15 protein-coding genes are annotated in these 14,731 nt (G+C 75.1%); 10 read left to right on the top strand and 5 right to left on the bottom strand.

Translation table 11 applies throughout. The features are described 5' to 3' along the window. Positions 1–151 precede the first annotated feature (151 nt). Positions 152–1,126, bottom strand: a complete 975-nt coding sequence (locus DLJ47_RS18310; protein WP_109901173.1) for an ArsA-related P-loop ATPase — start codon at positions 1,124–1,126, stop codon at positions 152–154. Between the two features lie 26 nt (positions 1,127–1,152). Beyond that, positions 1,153–1,746, bottom strand: coding sequence for an Rv0361 family membrane protein (locus DLJ47_RS18315; protein ID WP_109901174.1), 594 nt, complete (start codon positions 1,744–1,746; stop codon positions 1,153–1,155). Between the two features lie 310 nt (positions 1,747–2,056). Between DLJ47_RS18315 and DLJ47_RS18320 the strand changes: the two genes are divergently transcribed. The 7 genes from DLJ47_RS18320 to DLJ47_RS18350 all read left to right on the top strand — a co-directional run bounded on the left by DLJ47_RS18320 (position 2,057) and on the right by DLJ47_RS18350 (position 9,900). Next, entirely contained in the window at positions 2,057–2,536 is a 480-nt protein-coding gene (locus tag DLJ47_RS18320) for a hypothetical protein (RefSeq protein ID WP_109901175.1), read from the top strand. Positions 2,537–2,580: 44 nt separating this feature from the next. Then, positions 2,581–2,736 (top strand): DUF4177 domain-containing protein, encoded by a 156-nt coding sequence (locus DLJ47_RS18325; protein ID WP_088996459.1) that lies wholly within the window; start codon positions 2,581–2,583, stop codon positions 2,734–2,736. Further along, positions 2,733–3,194, top strand: a complete 462-nt coding sequence (locus DLJ47_RS18330; RefSeq protein ID WP_109901176.1) for a RidA family protein — start codon at positions 2,733–2,735, stop codon at positions 3,192–3,194. Before DLJ47_RS18325 ends, DLJ47_RS18330 begins: the two co-directional genes overlap by 4 nt. A gap of 121 nt (positions 3,195–3,315) precedes the next feature. Further along, the gene (locus DLJ47_RS18335) at positions 3,316–4,152 is read left to right on the top strand and encodes an MBL fold metallo-hydrolase (protein WP_109901177.1); all 837 of its coding nucleotides are present in this window, start codon (positions 3,316–3,318) and stop codon (positions 4,150–4,152) included. Beyond that, entirely contained in the window at positions 4,149–7,736 is a 3,588-nt protein-coding gene (locus DLJ47_RS18340) for an adenylate/guanylate cyclase domain-containing protein (RefSeq protein WP_109901178.1), read from the top strand. The genes DLJ47_RS18335 and DLJ47_RS18340 overlap by 4 nt, the downstream gene beginning before the upstream one ends. Positions 7,737–7,896: 160 nt before the next feature. Then, positions 7,897–8,355: a hypothetical protein gene (locus DLJ47_RS18345; RefSeq protein ID WP_088996455.1), complete on the top strand. Its 459-nt coding sequence runs from the start codon at positions 7,897–7,899 to the stop codon at positions 8,353–8,355. A 30-nt stretch (positions 8,356–8,385) separates the two neighbouring features. Continuing rightward, positions 8,386–9,900, top strand: a complete 1,515-nt coding sequence (locus DLJ47_RS18350; protein WP_109901179.1) for a serine/threonine-protein kinase — start codon at positions 8,386–8,388, stop codon at positions 9,898–9,900. On the opposite strand, the gene DLJ47_RS18355 is transcribed toward DLJ47_RS18350, so the two are convergent. After that, positions 9,887–10,216 (bottom strand): hypothetical protein, encoded by a 330-nt coding sequence (locus tag DLJ47_RS18355; RefSeq protein ID WP_109901180.1) that lies wholly within the window; start codon positions 10,214–10,216, stop codon positions 9,887–9,889. The two genes, DLJ47_RS18350 and DLJ47_RS18355, sit on opposite strands and share 14 nt — an antisense overlap. 109 nt (positions 10,217–10,325) lie before the next feature. Between DLJ47_RS18355 and DLJ47_RS18360 the strand changes: the two genes are divergently transcribed. From DLJ47_RS18360 to DLJ47_RS18370, 3 genes are all read left to right on the top strand, one after another. After that, on the top strand, positions 10,326–10,775 hold the full coding sequence (locus DLJ47_RS18360; protein WP_109901181.1) for a hypothetical protein: 450 nt from the start codon (positions 10,326–10,328) through the stop codon (positions 10,773–10,775). A 386-nt stretch (positions 10,776–11,161) separates the two neighbouring features. Continuing rightward, on the top strand, positions 11,162–12,103 hold the full coding sequence (locus DLJ47_RS18365; RefSeq protein WP_109901182.1) for a transporter substrate-binding domain-containing protein: 942 nt from the start codon (positions 11,162–11,164) through the stop codon (positions 12,101–12,103). Continuing rightward, positions 12,100–13,221 (top strand): hypothetical protein, encoded by a 1,122-nt coding sequence (locus DLJ47_RS18370; protein ID WP_109901183.1) that lies wholly within the window; start codon positions 12,100–12,102, stop codon positions 13,219–13,221. The genes DLJ47_RS18365 and DLJ47_RS18370 overlap by 4 nt, the downstream gene beginning before the upstream one ends. Before the next feature lie 77 nt (positions 13,222–13,298). Here the strand turns inward: DLJ47_RS18370 and DLJ47_RS18375 are convergent, their stop codons facing one another. Continuing rightward, positions 13,299–14,462: an acyl-CoA dehydrogenase family protein gene (locus tag DLJ47_RS18375; protein WP_109901184.1), complete on the bottom strand. Its 1,164-nt coding sequence runs from the start codon at positions 14,460–14,462 to the stop codon at positions 13,299–13,301. After that, positions 14,459–14,731, bottom strand: a 273-nt coding sequence (locus DLJ47_RS18380) for an acetyl-CoA carboxylase biotin carboxyl carrier protein subunit (protein ID WP_146228126.1), incomplete at its 5' end; no start/stop codon positions are given. The genes DLJ47_RS18375 and DLJ47_RS18380, both read right to left, overlap by 4 nt.

Consider the following 14,731-nt stretch of genomic DNA (forward strand, 5'->3'; position numbering starts at 1 on the left):
CCCCGCCCGCCCCGCAGCAGACCACGATGCGTACGCCGGGATCGGCGAGGATCTGGTCGACGTCCAGCTGCGGCGCCGCGTCTTCGGAAGGCACCAATCGAGCGTATCGGGCCGGCTGGGTCCACGCGCCGGTGCCGACGTCAGGTGTGAGTCAATCCGCCCGGACGAGCGCCTCGGCGAGCCGGTCCAGCCCGGCCCGGTCCACGCCCTCCGGCAGCAGCGGCAGCTCGGTCAGCGGCAGACCCAGCTCCACCAGGTCGGCCCGGAGCGAATCCTCCAGCTCGCGGCGGACGGTCTGGTCGCGGGCCTCGGCGTGCAACCCGGCCACGGTGTCCCGGTCGGCGGGCAGCCCGGCGGCGACCAGCCCCCGGCGCAGCTCGGCCGGGGTCACCACCCGGCCGGCCGGCAGCGGGGGCCGGGCCGCGTTGACGATCACCCGGCCCACCGGGAAGCCGAACGAGGTCAGCTCGGCGATCGCGTCGATGGTCTCCTGAACCGGCATCTCCTCGAGCAGGGTGACCACGTGCACCGCGGTGATCGGCGAGCGCAGCAGCGCGGAGACCCCCTCGCTCTGCGTCTTGATCGGGCCGACCTTGGCCAGCCGGGCGGTCTCGGCGGTGACGTTGAGGAACCGGCCGATCCGGCCGGTCGGCGGGGCGTCGAGCACCACCGCGTCGTAGACCCGTCGCTGCCCGGCGGTGCGGGTGGTCGCCTCCTTCACCTTGCCGGTGAGCAGCACGTCGCGCAGGCCGGGGGCGATCGTGGTGGCGAAGTCGATGGCGCCGAACTTGCGCAGCGCCCGACCGGCCGCGCCGAGCTTGTAGAACATGTCCAGGTACTCGAGCAGCGCCTCCTCGGCGTCCACCGCCAGGGCCCGCACCTCACCGCCGCCCGGCGCGTCGGCCAGGTGCCGCTCCTCGTATGGCAGCGGCTCGGTGCCGAAGAGCTGGGCGATGCCCTGCCGCCCTTCGACCTCGACCAGCAGGGTGCGCCGGCCGCCGGCGGCCAGCCCGAGGGCGAGCGCCGCCGCCACGCTGGTCTTGCCGGTGCCGCCCTTGCCGGTCACCACGTGGAGGCGGCCCGGCCATCCCTCGGCCGGGTCGGCCGGTCGCTCAGCTGCTCGCACCCGTCGAGCCTATCCAGCGACGGCGCTCAGGCGACCTCGCAGACCCACCAACCGGTCTTCTGCACCACCGTGAAGCGCAGCTCCTGGTCGGCGACCTTCTCGTCGGCGGTCGTCATGGTCACCTTGGTGCTGACCGTGGCCCGGTCGCCGGTCTGGTTGTCGACCTTCGGCTTGGTCCAGCGGAACCGCGGGTTCTGGTGGGTGCCGACGTACTTCTCCACCTCGGCCACCTTGGCGGCGATCCGGTCGTCGTCCCGGGCCGCCGAGCAGACCAGGTTCGCCGCCTTGGTCGCGTCCCGGTCCTTGTAGACGGCGGTGAGGAACTCGTCGACCGCGACCGCGGGCTCCTTGGCGCCGGTGCCCGTCTCCGCGTTGCGCAGGGTGAAGAACGCCGCCACGCCGCCGCCGACACAGAGCACCAGCACCACGGCGAGGGCGATCGCGGCGATCAGCAGGCCGCGCTTCTTCTTCGGGGCCGGCGGGCCCGGGTACGGCGGGTAACCGGCCGGCGGCGGTGGGTTCGTCGGGTCCGCGGTGGGGGCGCCGGGTGGGGCGGCCGGGACGGCAGGACTCGGAGGCGCGGGCTGGCCGGCCGGCTCGCCGCTGGGTGGCTGCGTCATCTCTTCCCCCGGGGGTGCGACGTCGTCACCACCGGCGGCGACGAGCGTTTCGAGTGGGCGGGCGAGCCCTGCGCGCACGTCCGACCGGAAGGGTAGCGGTCGGCGCGGGATCGTGGGGGAGGGGCGGGTCGGTCGATGCCGGACCGGACACTGTGTCGCATATGTGACTTTCGGTCACCTGCCGTGCGCGTCCTGTTTACGGGACTCGGGCCGCCGACCTACGTTCTGAGCTGCGCGGGGGGACCGGGCCGGGCGTCGGGCCCGGACCGGATGGCGATGACGTGACCAGGTACGACGCCCGGAGGCAGCGATGCGCGACGCGGACAACCACCCCCGAGCCCAGTTCCCGACGGGGCGCCTGTCCGGTCCCGGTTCGGCCGGCGACGGCGAGGGGGTCGCCGCGGGCCTGCCGATCAACGAGCGGTCGTACCGGCGGATCGTCGAGCCCGTCGAGGTGGTGCGGACGCTGACCCGGCCGGCCGAGCGGACCCGGGACGACGACGAGCCCGGCTACGTCATCCACCTGCCGATCCGGGTCGCCGACCTGGCCGCGGCGACCGCCCTGGCCGGCACGGTCGCCACCTCGCTCGGCTTCCTCGCCGAACTCGACGCCGGCGAGACCACCGTCTCCACCGCCGACGACCAGAACAACCGGCACCGGGTCTTCTGCGACCTGCTGCTGCCGGACCGCACCCGCTGCCCCCAGCGGTACGAGCACAGCGGCCCGTGCGGCGAACTGCCGAGCGCGCCGGAGCAGCGTCCCGCACCCCGGCCGGCCGCCGGACCGTAGGCTGTCCCTCGAAGTGTCAATGCCACCGAGGGAGCCCTCCACCGATGCAGAAGTGGGAATACGCCACGGTCCCGCTGCTGGTCCACGCGACCAAGCAGATCCTCGACAACTGGGGCGAGGACGGGTGGGAACTCGTCGCCGTGATCCCCGGCCCGAACCCGGACCAGCTGGTCGCCTACCTGAAGCGGCCGAAGGCATGAGCAACGGTCCGCACGCGAAGCTCGCCGAGCTCGGGCTGACGCTGCCCGAGGTGGTGCCGCCGGTGGCCAGCTACGTGCCGGCCGTGCAGTCCGGGCAGCACGTGTACGTCTCCGGCCAGTTGCCGATGGCCGAGGGGAAGCTGCTGGCGACCGGAAAGGTCGGCGCCGGGGTCTCCGCCGAGCAGGCCAAGGACCTGGCCCAGCGCTGCGCGCTGAACGCGCTGGCCGCGATCGACTCGCTGGTCGGCCTGGAGAACGTCGTCAAGATCGTGAAGCTCACCGGCTTCGTCGCCTCGGCTCCCGGGTTCACCGGCCAGCCGGGCGTCATCAACGGCGCCTCCGACCTGTTCGGCGCGGTCTTCGGCGAGGCCGGCCGGCACGCCCGCAGCGCGGTCGGCGTCGCCGAGCTGCCGCTCGACGCCCCGGTCGAGGTCGAGGTCATCGTCGAGGTCGCCTGACCCGCCACGCTCCCCGCGATCCTGCACGCCCGGCCAGGGCAAAAGCCGTGAAGCGGCAGGTATCCCGGGCCGATCACGCAAGATCGCGGGGAGTTGCGGCCGGGGCCGTACGATCGCAGCCATGACCGGGCACTTCACGGCGCCGGCGGCCGCCCTCGCGGACGAGCTGCCGGACTGGGTGACGCTGCTGCGTGCCCCGAACCCGGGGCCGATGACGCTCGACGGCACCAACACCTGGCTGCTGCGGGCGCCGGGCGCGGAGCGCGCGGTGGTGGTCGACCCCGGCCCGGCCGACGAGGAGCACCTGTCCCGGATCGCGGCGCACGGCCCGGTCGCGTTCGTGCTGATCACGCACGGGCACGGCGACCACACCGACGGGGCCCGTCGGCTGGCCGAGCTGCTCGGCGGGGTGCCGGTCCGGGCCGCCGACCCGGCGCACACCCTCGACGGGCCGCCGTTGGCCGGGCCGGGCGACCGGATCGACGGCGCCGGCCTGGACCTCCGGCTGCTGCCCACCCCCGGCCACACCGGCGACTCGGTCTGCTTCCTGGCCGAGCACGCCGACGAGCGGGTGGTCCTCACCGGCGACACCATCCTGGGTCGGGGCACCACCGTGGTGGCCCACCCGGACGGGCACCTCGGGGACTACCTGACCAGCCTGGAGCTGCTCAGCACGTACCGGGGGATCCCGGCGCTGCCCGGGCACGGCCCGGCGCTGGCCGACTGCGGCGCCGCCGCCGAGTTCTACCTCGCGCACCGCCGCGCCCGGCTCGACCAGGTCCGGGCCGCGGTCGACGCGGGCGCCCGCACCCCGGCCGAGGTGGTCGCCGTGGTCTACGCGGACGTGGACCGGTCGCTGTGGTGGGCCGCCGAGTGGTCGGTCCGGGCCCAGCTGGAACACCTCGGGGTCGACACCGGGGAATCCGACCCCGGGGTGAGCGGGTTGGAGCAAGCGTGACCTGCCCGGTGTGCGGAACCGTCGCCGTACCCGGCGCGCGGTTCTGCCACAACTGCGGGGCGGCCCTGCCGGCCGCCGCGACGCTGCCGGCGGCCGAGCGCCGGGTGGTCACCGTGCTCTTCGGCGACCTGTCCGACTTCACCTCCTGGTCGGAGGACCTCGACCCGGAGCGGGTCGGCGCGGTCACCGACCGGGTGCTGGCCGCGCTGGCCGGCGCGGTGAAGACCTTCGGCGGGCACGTCGACAAGCTGACCGGCGACGGCATCATGGCGGTCTTCGGCGCGCCGGTGGCGCACGAGGACGACGCCGAGCGGGCGGTCCGCGCCGCGCTGTCCATGCAGCGCGCGGTCCGCCGGGTGCTGGACGACGAGCGCGGCGGCGGCGCCCCGCTCGGCCTGCGGGTCGGCCTCAACACCGGCGACGTGATCGCCGGGATCCAGGCAGCGATCGAGTACACGGTCATCGGCGACACCGTGAACACCGCCGCCCGGCTCGCCGACGCCGCCGCCGTGGGCGCGATCTACGCCGGGGCGCGCACCTCCGCCGCCACCCGGCACGTCGCCTCCTGGCGGGCGCTGCGGCCGCTGCGGCTCAAGGGCAAGCGGGAGCCGGTCGAGGCGTACGAGCTGCTTGGTCTCCTGGACGCCCCGGGCACCCGGTCCGGCCTCGGCGACGAGGCGCCGTTCGTGGGCCGGGAGACCGAGATCGGCCGGGTCGCCGGCCGGCTCGCCGAGGTGATCGACCGGAGCGAGCCCCGGGTGCTGCTGATGACCGCCGAGGCGGGGATCGGCAAGTCCCGGTTCGCCGCCGAGGTGGAACGCCTCGCGGCGGGCTACGACGTGGGCGCCGGCCGGTACGCCGCGCACACCGGCGCCCGGGTGCTCTCGGTGCGCTGCGCCGCCTTCGGTGAGCGGCGCCGGCTCGCCCCGCTGGCCGACCTGGTCCGGGCCGCCGTCGGCCTGCCCGGCGACGCGGCCACCGCTGTCACCCGGCCGGCGGTGGAGGAGCGGCTGCGCCGGCTCGGGCAGCGGCTCGGCCGCACCGGCGAACCGGTGCCGATCGCCAGCGACCAGTTGCTGGCCCTGCTCGGCTACGCCGAACTGCCCGCCGGCGGGCCGACCGACCAGGGCGAGTGGGGCGCCACCCAGCCGCCCGCCGACGCGGACGCGGTGCCGAACGCGGTCGCCGACCTGCTCAGCGCGCTGGCCCAGGAGGCGCCGCTGGTGATCGTCGTGGACGATCTGCACGACGCCACCGCCGAGACCATCCGGTCCCTCGGAGTCACCCTGTCCCGGCTCACCGGGCCGGTGCTGGTGCTGCTGCTGGGCCGGCCGGAGCTGGTGCGGACGGCGGGCGCGCTGACCCGGGTGGCCGACGCCGAGGTGCACGTGCTGCCGCCGTTGCGCGGCGCCGACGCGGCCCGGCTGCTCACCAGCTACCTGGGCGGCGGCAAGCTGCCCCAGGCGGACGCCGACCGGCTGCTCGCCACCGCTCAGGGCAACCCGTTCTACCTGGCCGAGCTGGTCACCCTGCTGATGGAGCGCGGGGCGCTGACCGCAATGGCCGACCGGAGCGCGCCGAACCCGGGGCGCTGGCGGCTGGTGCCCGGCTCGCTGGGCAGCCGGCTGCTCTCCCGCGACCTGGCCGCCGTGCTGGCCGCCCGGATCGACGCGCTGCCGGCCGAGGCGCGTTCGGTGCTGCGGGACGCCGCGGTGGTGGGCGACACCGTGCCGGAGGGCGCGCTGGAGGCGCTGCGCGAACAGCGCGCCGGGCTGGCCGGCCGGCCGGCGGCGGTGGCCGCGGTCGAGCTGGAGCGGGCCGTCGAGGAGCTGCTGCAACGGCGGATGCTGCACCGCACCCGCACCGGATACGCCTTCGCCACCCCGCTGATGCGGGAGGCCGCGTACGCCGGGGTGAGCAAGGCCGAGCTGGCCGAGCGGCACGCCGCGCTGGCCCGCTGGGCGAGCCGCCCACCGGCCGACGGGTCGACGCCGCCGGGCGGGTTCACCGAGTCGGCCCGCGACGACTTCGTGGCCGAACACGTGGAGCGGGCCGCCGCGTTGGCCGACGCCGTCGGGCTGCGACCGGACGCGCCGGCCCGCGCGGTGGTGCCGCTCGGCGTCGCCGCGCTCGGCCGGTCCGCCCGCCGGTCCCTGCACGTCGGCGAGCCGGCGATGGCCGTGGAGTACGCCGACCGCGCCGCCGAACTCGGCCGCGACGGCGTGCCGGCGGCCGACCGGGTGGTGCACGCTCGGGCGCTGCTGCAGGTCGGCCGGCCCGCCGACGCGCTCGCCTACGCCGAGAAGATCGCCGCGAACGCCGGCGACGAGGCGGGGGTCCGGGCCAGCGCGCTGCTGCTCGCCGGTCAGGCGCACCAGACCATGGGCGACCAGGCGCGGGCGGCGGCCTGCTGGCACGAGGCGTTGCAGGTGGCCACCGCCGCCGACCTGCCCGCGTTGCGCGCGTCGGCGATGCGCCGGCTGGGGATGGCCGACTTCATCGCCGGGCGACTGGGTCAGGCGAGCAGCCGGCTCGCCGCCTCGTACCAGGTCAGCCGGGCGGTGGGCGACCGCCGGGGGCAGGCCTGGTCGTTGCAGAACCTGGCCTGGGTGACCACCACCCGGGGCGACTTCGCCGGCGCGGACGCGGTGCTCGGCCGGGCCGCCCGGCTGTTCGCCGAGCTGAAGGACCCGTACGGGCGGGCCTGGCTGCGCGGCACCACCGCGTTCGCGCGGCTGCTCGCCGGCCGGCTCCGCGAGGCGGACCGGTTGGCGCGGGTCTTCCTGCCGTTCGGCGAGCGGGTCGGCGAGGCGTGGGCGGTCGGCACCCTCCGCGCGGTCGAGGCGTTCGCCACCGCGGAACTCGGCGAGCTGGCCGACGCGGACCGGGAGGCGCGCCGGGCGTACCGGGACTTCGCCGCCGCCTCCGACGACTGGGGACGCGGGTTCGCGCTGGTCGTCCGGGGTGTGGTGGCCCGGGGACTGGGCGAGCCGGAGCACGCCGCCGACCTGTTCACCGACGCGCTGTCGTACGCCCACCGGACGTCGCACCCGCTGCTCACCGGGATGGCCGGCACGCTGCGCGGGTTCGTGGCGCTCGACCTGGGCGACGGGGCCGCCGCCGAGCGGGACGCCCGGGCGGTGCTGACCGCCGTCGAGCCGCACAACCCGCAGGCGCCCGCGCAGGTGGGCCCGCGGGTGCTGCTGGCCATGGCCCGGCTGGCGGCCGGCGATCCGGCCACCGCGGTCGGGCTGCTCGCCCCGGTCGCCACCGCCGCCGCGAACAGCCCGTCGCTGCTCTTCTCGCGCCGCCAGACGATGGCCCGGTACGCCTCCGCGCTGCTCGCCCACGGGCAGCGGGAACAGGCGCTGGACTGGGCGCGGCGGGCGGTCGCCGCCCCGGCGGAGGACGTGCGCAGCCAGGTGGTCGCGGCGAGCGTGCTGGCCGAGGCGCTGGCCGCCTGCGGCCGGCCGGCGGAGGCGCTGGCCTGCGCCGAGGAGGCGGTGCGGCTGGCGTACGCCACGGAGCAGCGCAGCGAGCGGGCCGCCGCCGACGCGCTCCTCGCCCGCCTCGGCGTCGGCTGACGCCGCGCTGCGCGGCGGGATCGACACGCTCCGAAGGCGGCCCGGTGGGCTGGGAGATTGTGGCGGTTCCGCCGATGTGCCCGGGGGAACCGGCCGCATAACCTGTCAGGTCGATGCGGCGTCCACAGTGGCGGCCGTACCTGGCTTGGGGAGGGCCGTCATGAGGCTGCCGCGTTCGGGCGCCGGCTGGACGATCGCGGTGTTCGGCGCGCTGGCGCTGCTCATGGGCGCGGTCGGGCTGCTCTGGCCGGAGGCGCTGCTGCGGATGCTCGGCTTCGAGGTGCCGGCGCAGCGGGCGGCCGGTGACCACACCGGCACCTTCCTGATGGCCTCGTCGATGGCCTCGTTCAACATGGGGGTCTACTACCTGCTCGCCACCGCCACCGAGTGGCGCGCGTTCTACCGGTTCACGGTGTTCTTCCGGCTGGTCACCTTCACCGTCTTCAGCATCGCCGTGCTGGCCGACATCGCCCCGGGGCGGTTCTTCGGGGTGGCCGCCTGGGAGGGTGCGGGAGCGGTGGCGACGGCCGTCGGGCTCTGGTGGGACGCTCGCCGGTCGGGCGCCGCCGAGCCGTCCGTGCCCGCCGAGGCCGCGCCGGCCACGGACGCGGTGCACTGAGCGCCCCGCCCGGTTGGGTATTTTCGAGCCGTGACCGACACCCCGCCCGGCGCCCTGCCGACGCCCCTCGTGCCTGGTCTGACTGATTTACGGGTATTTGCCAGGGGCGGGTACGCGACCGTCTACCGGGCCACCCAGATCTCGGTCGGCCGCGAGGTGGCGGTCAAGGTGGAGAACCGGACGCTGGACAGCGAGCGGGACCAGGCGCGGTTCCTGCGTGAGGCGCGGGCCGCCGGCCGGATGTCGTCGCACCCGCACGTGGTCGACCTCTTCGACGTCGGGGTCACCGTCGACCAGCACCCTTACCTGATCATGGAGCTCTGCGACGGGTCGTACGCCGAACGGATGCGGACCTCGCCGCTGGGCCCGGTGGAGGCCCGCGACCTCGGGGTCAAGATCGCCGACGCGATCGCCCACTCGCACGCGGCCGGTGTGCTGCACCGCGACGTGAAGCCGGCGAACATCCTCTACTCGCACTTCAACTCGGCGGTGCTGGCCGACTTCGGGCTGGCCGTGCTCGGCGAGATGCGGGACGCGTCGGTGGCGCTGGAAGTGCTCACCCCGGCGTACGCGCCACCGGAGATGTTCAACCACAGCCCGCCGTCACCGGCGGTCGACGTCTACGCCCTCTGCGCCACCCTCTACGCGGTGATGCACGGCCGGCCGCCCCGCTGGCAGTCCGAGCGGAACCCCAGCCTGGTCACCGTGCTGGAGATGTTCCACCAGCCGATCCCCGGCCTGCCGGGCGTGCCCGAGGCGATGGTCGACGTGCTCCGCGCCGGGATGGCCAACGACCCGGCCGACCGGCCCTCCGCCGCCGACCTGCGCGGCCTGCTCGCCGGCCTGCCGCTGGAGTCCACCGGCACCCCGGCCGGCGGCGCGTCCGCCACCGGCGTCCCGCTCGCCGGCGGTCCCGCCCCGACCGGCCCGTACCCGGCCGGCCGGTCCAGCCGGCCCGCCCCCCGCGGACCGGTGGACGACGCCCACCCGACCGTGCCCACCACCGGCCGTCGCTGGCGGCGGCGCTGGTTCCTCGGCGGCGCCGGGGTGCTCGCCCTGGCCGGCTCGGCCACCGCTGGGGCGTGGGTCGCCGGCGGCGCGCCCGCACCGATCCCGTCCCCGACGGTGGAGACGGCGGCGGCCACCCCCGCCGCGTTGCCCGGCTGTGCGGACGGCGCGGCCGAACTGCCCGACGGCGCGCGCTGCGGCGCCGAGCTGGAGTGCTTCGGCCCGGTGCAGGTACGCGGCCAGCGCGCCGCGGCCGACCGGGTGCCCTGCGACGGCCAGCACACCTGGGAGAGCTACGCCCAGGGCGACCTGCCGGCCACCCTGGTCGGCGCCGGGTACGCCGAGATCAGCGCGGACCCGGCGGTCCGCCGGGTGTGCAACGAGACCACCTTCCGGCTGACCAGCGGGATCGCCCAGCCGGCGGGGTGGAACCTGGAGGTGCTGCCGCCGGCCGGGGCCGGTGCCGACCGCACCTACCGCTGCCTGGCCGGGCGGGGACTGGACGCGCTCGCCGCGCCCACCCTCACCGGTCGCTGAACCGGTCCCGGTGCCGCTCCCGCATCGCCCGCACCGCGTCCAGGTTGTCCAGCGTCTCCAGGGTGTCCGCGTCGATGCCGGACAACCCGTCCACCGGCTGCCCCGCCTGCGTGGCGGCGTCGGGCTCGGCGTCGTCGCGCTGCCGTACGGCGGCCACCGACACTCCCGCGACGGTGGCGGAGAGGACGCAGAGCAGCGCCAGCACCACCCCGACGAGATCCTGCCGGCGCCAGAGGACCAGCGTCACCAGCAGCGCGACGGCGACCGTCGCGGCGACCGCCGCCACCGTCCGCGCGTCCGGACCTGGCAACCTCATCCGTCCAGCATGTCTCCGCCGGGCCGCCTGTCAACCACTGCCGCCGGGTGGCGGGGATGGGGGCGGCTACCATCCACTGAGAACTCTTCCGCCGATCATGAGGAGCGCTGTGACCCGCCTCGGTCGGATCGTCGCGGTACCGCTGGTGGTGGGCCTGCTGGCCGCCTGCGGTGACGGGTCGACGCCGGCGGTGACGCCCTCGGCCGCCAGTGCGCCGGCCACCGGCGCGCCGTCGAGCGCCGCGCCGAGCGCGGCATCGCTCAGCATCGACCAGGCCATCGCCAGGTTCGTCGCCGAGCGGTACGGCCCGGACGTCAAGTACGTCGGTCGCTGCGCCGTCGTCGAGCCGGGTGCGCGCGGCGTCTGCGCGCTGCCGAAGGCCACCGTGGACGGTGGCGAGGTGTACGGGATCGGCGCGCCGTTCAGCGAGATCGACGCCTTCCTGCTGCTCGACGACGACGCCGGTGGTTGGCGGGTGGTCGACTCGTACGTCCCGGACTTCCCGGCGGACGGGTCGTCGTCCGGGCCGGTGCCGGCCTGGTTCGCCGAGGTCGACTGACCGGCTGCGGCTGGCTACCGGCATCCCGAGCGGGGGGCCGACAGCGCCGATCGCGGCGGATTCGTTACACCGGCTCCGCTGAAAGTTGGCTTCGTTGCCGTTTCGTGGTGCGCATTCATAGCCCGACGTCTCTAGAGTGACGGGGGGTCGGGCTCGGTTCGACCCGTCCCGTCGTCCACCGGGAGGCGTCCACATGCCACGACGACTCCGCCGGTGAACGCATCGCTGCCGGCGGTCGGCCCGCGCACCGTCCGCTGAGAGACCCGGGGTGCGGCGGGCGATCGGGCGCCCGCCGTACCCCGGCCCACCCGGGTGTCGTCCGTCACATGTGGATGACTGCCGCTACCCTCGGTGTCCCGCCCGCTCCGTTCCGCAGCGAGGTTCCGATGAACGCATACTCCACCGGCTCCCGGGTGCGCTCGATCGCCACCACGCTGGCCGTGGCGCTGACCCTGACCCTGGCGGCGGCGGCCGGCTGCGACAGCCGGCAGGAGCCGGACCTGCCGTCGGTGCAGGAGAAGCTGCGCGAGACGCACATCTGGGGCCAGCCCACGTTGCGGATCGGGGTGGCCACCAACGAGCCGCTGATGGGCGAGTTGCGCAACGGCGTGCACACCGGCTTCGACGTCGAGATCGCCCGCTACATCGCCGCCTCGCTCGGTTACGAGGGCGACCAACGGGTGGAGTTCGTCCCGGTCTCCACCGAGGACCGCATCCCGGCCCTGCAGGGTGGTGTCGTCGACCTGGTGGTCTCCAGCTTCTCCATCACCGAGGAGCGCAAGAAGCTGGTCAGCTTCGCCGGGCCGTACTTCGTCACCACCCAGGAGGTGATGGTCCCGACCCGGCTGAAGGGCCGGATCCGCACCATCGAGGACCTCCGCGACCCGAAGTACAAGATCTGCACCAGCGGCGGCTCCACCACCGAGGCCGAGCTGGAGAAACACCAGGTCAAGGCGCTGGTGGTGAAGGACGTGGGCGACTGCGTCGCGGGCATCCGGGCCGGCCGCTACGACGCGGTCAGCTCCGACGAGGCCATCCTCGCCGGCTTCCTGGCCACCTACCCCACCGAGTTCGAGATCGTCGACATGCCCTTCGGCACCAGCGAACTGCTCGGCGTCGGCGTGCCGATCGGCGACCCCGCGTTGCGCGACCTGGTCGCGTTTTTCCTGCAGAAGAGCTACCAGCAGGGGCGGGACGGGCAGACCAGCCCATGGCTGACCGCGTACAACCGGACGTTGGGCCCGTGGTTGCGGGCGGAGAAGCGGCAACCGCAGCCACTCGACGTGCCGAACCTGGTCGACTTCGACGACAAGGCGCCACGGCGATGAGCGCGGCGCCGGCCACCGCCACCGGCGGCCCGGACGCCGGCGGTCCGGTCCCCGTGCCCCGTGATCCCACCCCACCGGGCGCGCCGCCGGACGGGGCGCCGCCCGGGCAGCCCGCCAAGGAACCGGTCCGGCTCGACCCGGCCGGGCTCGACCCGGCGGAGCGGCGGGCCCGCGCCAGCCAGTCGTTCTGGACCGCGGTGGTCGGCGTGCCGGCGGTCTTCTCCGTGCTCCGGCTCGGGGTGGAGGCCGGCGGCGAGTTGCAGACCACCCTGCTGCTGGTGGCGAACGTGGGGCCGGTCAACCTGCTGGCCGGGTTCCTCACCACCGCGGCGCGGCTGCTCTCCACCGCCCTGGTCGCCGTCTTCGCCCTCGGCGCCGTGCTGGGCGCCAGCGCGGACCGGCTGCCACCGGGCGGCCGGCGCCGCCCGCTCTTCGCCCGCTGGGCGGAGATCACCCCGGCCTGGTTCGTCGCGGCGAGCTTCCTGCTCGCCCTGGTCACCTGGCCGCTGCTCTACCTGCCGCTGCTGGTGCCGGCGGCGGCCGCCGCCTTCCAGTTCACCCCCGAGCGGCTGCACGAGCGGCCCGTCCCGCGTGTGCTGATCATCGCGGCCCTGCTCGGCGGCTATCTCTGGCTGTTGCTGCCGACCCTGCGGGACGCCTGGGGGCAGGGCGAACCGCTGCCGGTGCTGCTGCTCGTCGTACCGCCGCTGCTGGCGCTCGCGATCGCGGGGCCGCTGCCCGGGGCGGTGATCCGGCCGCTCGCCTCGGTCACCCAGGCCGCGGTGCTGGCCATGCTGGTGTGGGCGGCGCTGCCGGTGATCAGCACGCCGGTGCTCCCGCTCACCGTGACCACCGTCGGCAGCGAGTCCGGCGCCACCGAGGACGTCCGCGGGCACGTGGTGACCACCGACGACGTGAACATGGTGATCCTCCAGGAGCAGGGCGGCGTCCGGTACGTGCCGGTCGACCAGGTACGCGCGCAGGTGCTCTGCCCGAGCGAGGAGGAGCTGCCCCGGCACCGGCTGCGGATCCACGACTTCCACGTGGAGGACTCGCTGCTGGAGGGGCTGGGCCGGCGGGTCCGCCCGGTCCACCGCATCGACGCCGCCTGCCGCTGAGGCCGGTCGGCTGCAGATCTTGGAGGATTTCGGCCCCTCCAGGGGCCGTTCCCCTCCAAGATCTAACCGGGGCGCCGCTAGTAGGACTTGTCCTGGCCGAGGACGTGCTGGGCGACGAAGTTGAGGATCATCTCCCGGCTGACCGGGGCGATCCGGCCGGCCCGGACCGCGCCGAGCAGGGTGGCCACGCCGTACTCGGTGGTCATGCCGGCGCCGCCGTGCACCTGGACGGCGGTGTCCACGGCCAGCGCGGCGGCCTCGCCGGTGGCGTACTTGGCCATGTTGCCGGCCACCCCGGCCTCCAGGTCGCGCCCGGCGTCGTAGAGGCTGGCCGCCTTGTAGATCATCAGCCGGGCCAGTTCCACCTGCACCGCCGCGTGCGCCAGCGGGTGCGACACCCCCTGGTGCGAGCCGATGCTCCGGCCACCCCACACCTTGCGGCTGGCGGTGTACTCCGACGCGCGCTCGATGGCGTACCGGCCGGTGCCGGCGCCCATCGCGGCGACCGTGATCCGCTCCGGGTTGAGCCCGGAGAAGAGCGCCGGCAGGCCGGCGTCGAGCGACTGGCCGACCAGCGCGTCGGCGGGCAGCCGCACGTCGTCCAGGTAGAGCAGGAACTGGTTCTCCGGGGAGAGGATCTCCATGTCCAGCTTGGACCAGGTCAGCCCGGGCGCGTCGGTCGGCACGACGAACAGCACCGGCTTGAGCTTCCCGCTCGCCGCGTCCTCGGTGCGGGCCACCACCAGGACGTGCCCGGCCTCGTCGACGCCGGAGATGTAGCACTTGCGGCCGGAGAGCAGCCAGTCGTCGCCGTCGCGCCGGGCCACCGTGCCGAGCCGGTGGAAGTTCGAGCCGGCCTCCGGTTCGGTGATCGCGAAGACGATCTTCTGCGAGCCGTCGGCGAGCCCGGGCAGGTACCGCTTGCGCTGCTCGTCGGTGCCGTGCCGGGTGATCACGGTGGCCGCGATGGCGGGGGAGACCACCAGCAGCAGCAGCGGGCAGCCGGCGGCGGCCAGTTCCTCGCAGACCAGGGCCAGTTCGGTGATGCCGCCACCGCCACCGCCGTACTCGGTGGGGATGTTGACGCCGAGGTAGCCGAGCCGGCCGGCCTCGTGCCAAAGCTCGGTGGTGTGTTCCCCCGATTTCGCTTTCGCAACGAAATAGGAATGACCGTACCTGCGGCCGAGCGCCCGGACGGCGTCGCGCAACTGTTCCTGCTCGGGGGTGAGGTCGAAGTTCATCGCGGGGCCTCCAGATCGGGGTCGACCACGGCCAGCACGGCGCCGGTGTCGACCTGGCCGCCGGCGGGCACCGGCAGGTCCGCCACCACGCCGTCGGTCGGGGCGAGCACGGGGTGTTCGAGCTTCATCGCTTCCAGGGTGAGCAGCAGGTCGCCGGCGGCGACCCGCCGGCCGACCTCGACGTGCACGCGGGTCACCGTGCCGGGCAGCGGCGCGAGCAGCGAGCCGGCGGCCAGCTCCGCGGTGGGCAGGGGGAAGCGGGGCAGCTC

The organism is Micromonospora sp. S4605 (assembly GCF_003176715.1).
In the GTDB taxonomy this organism is placed as follows: Bacteria; Actinomycetota; Actinomycetes; order Mycobacteriales; family Micromonosporaceae; genus Micromonospora; species Micromonospora echinaurantiaca.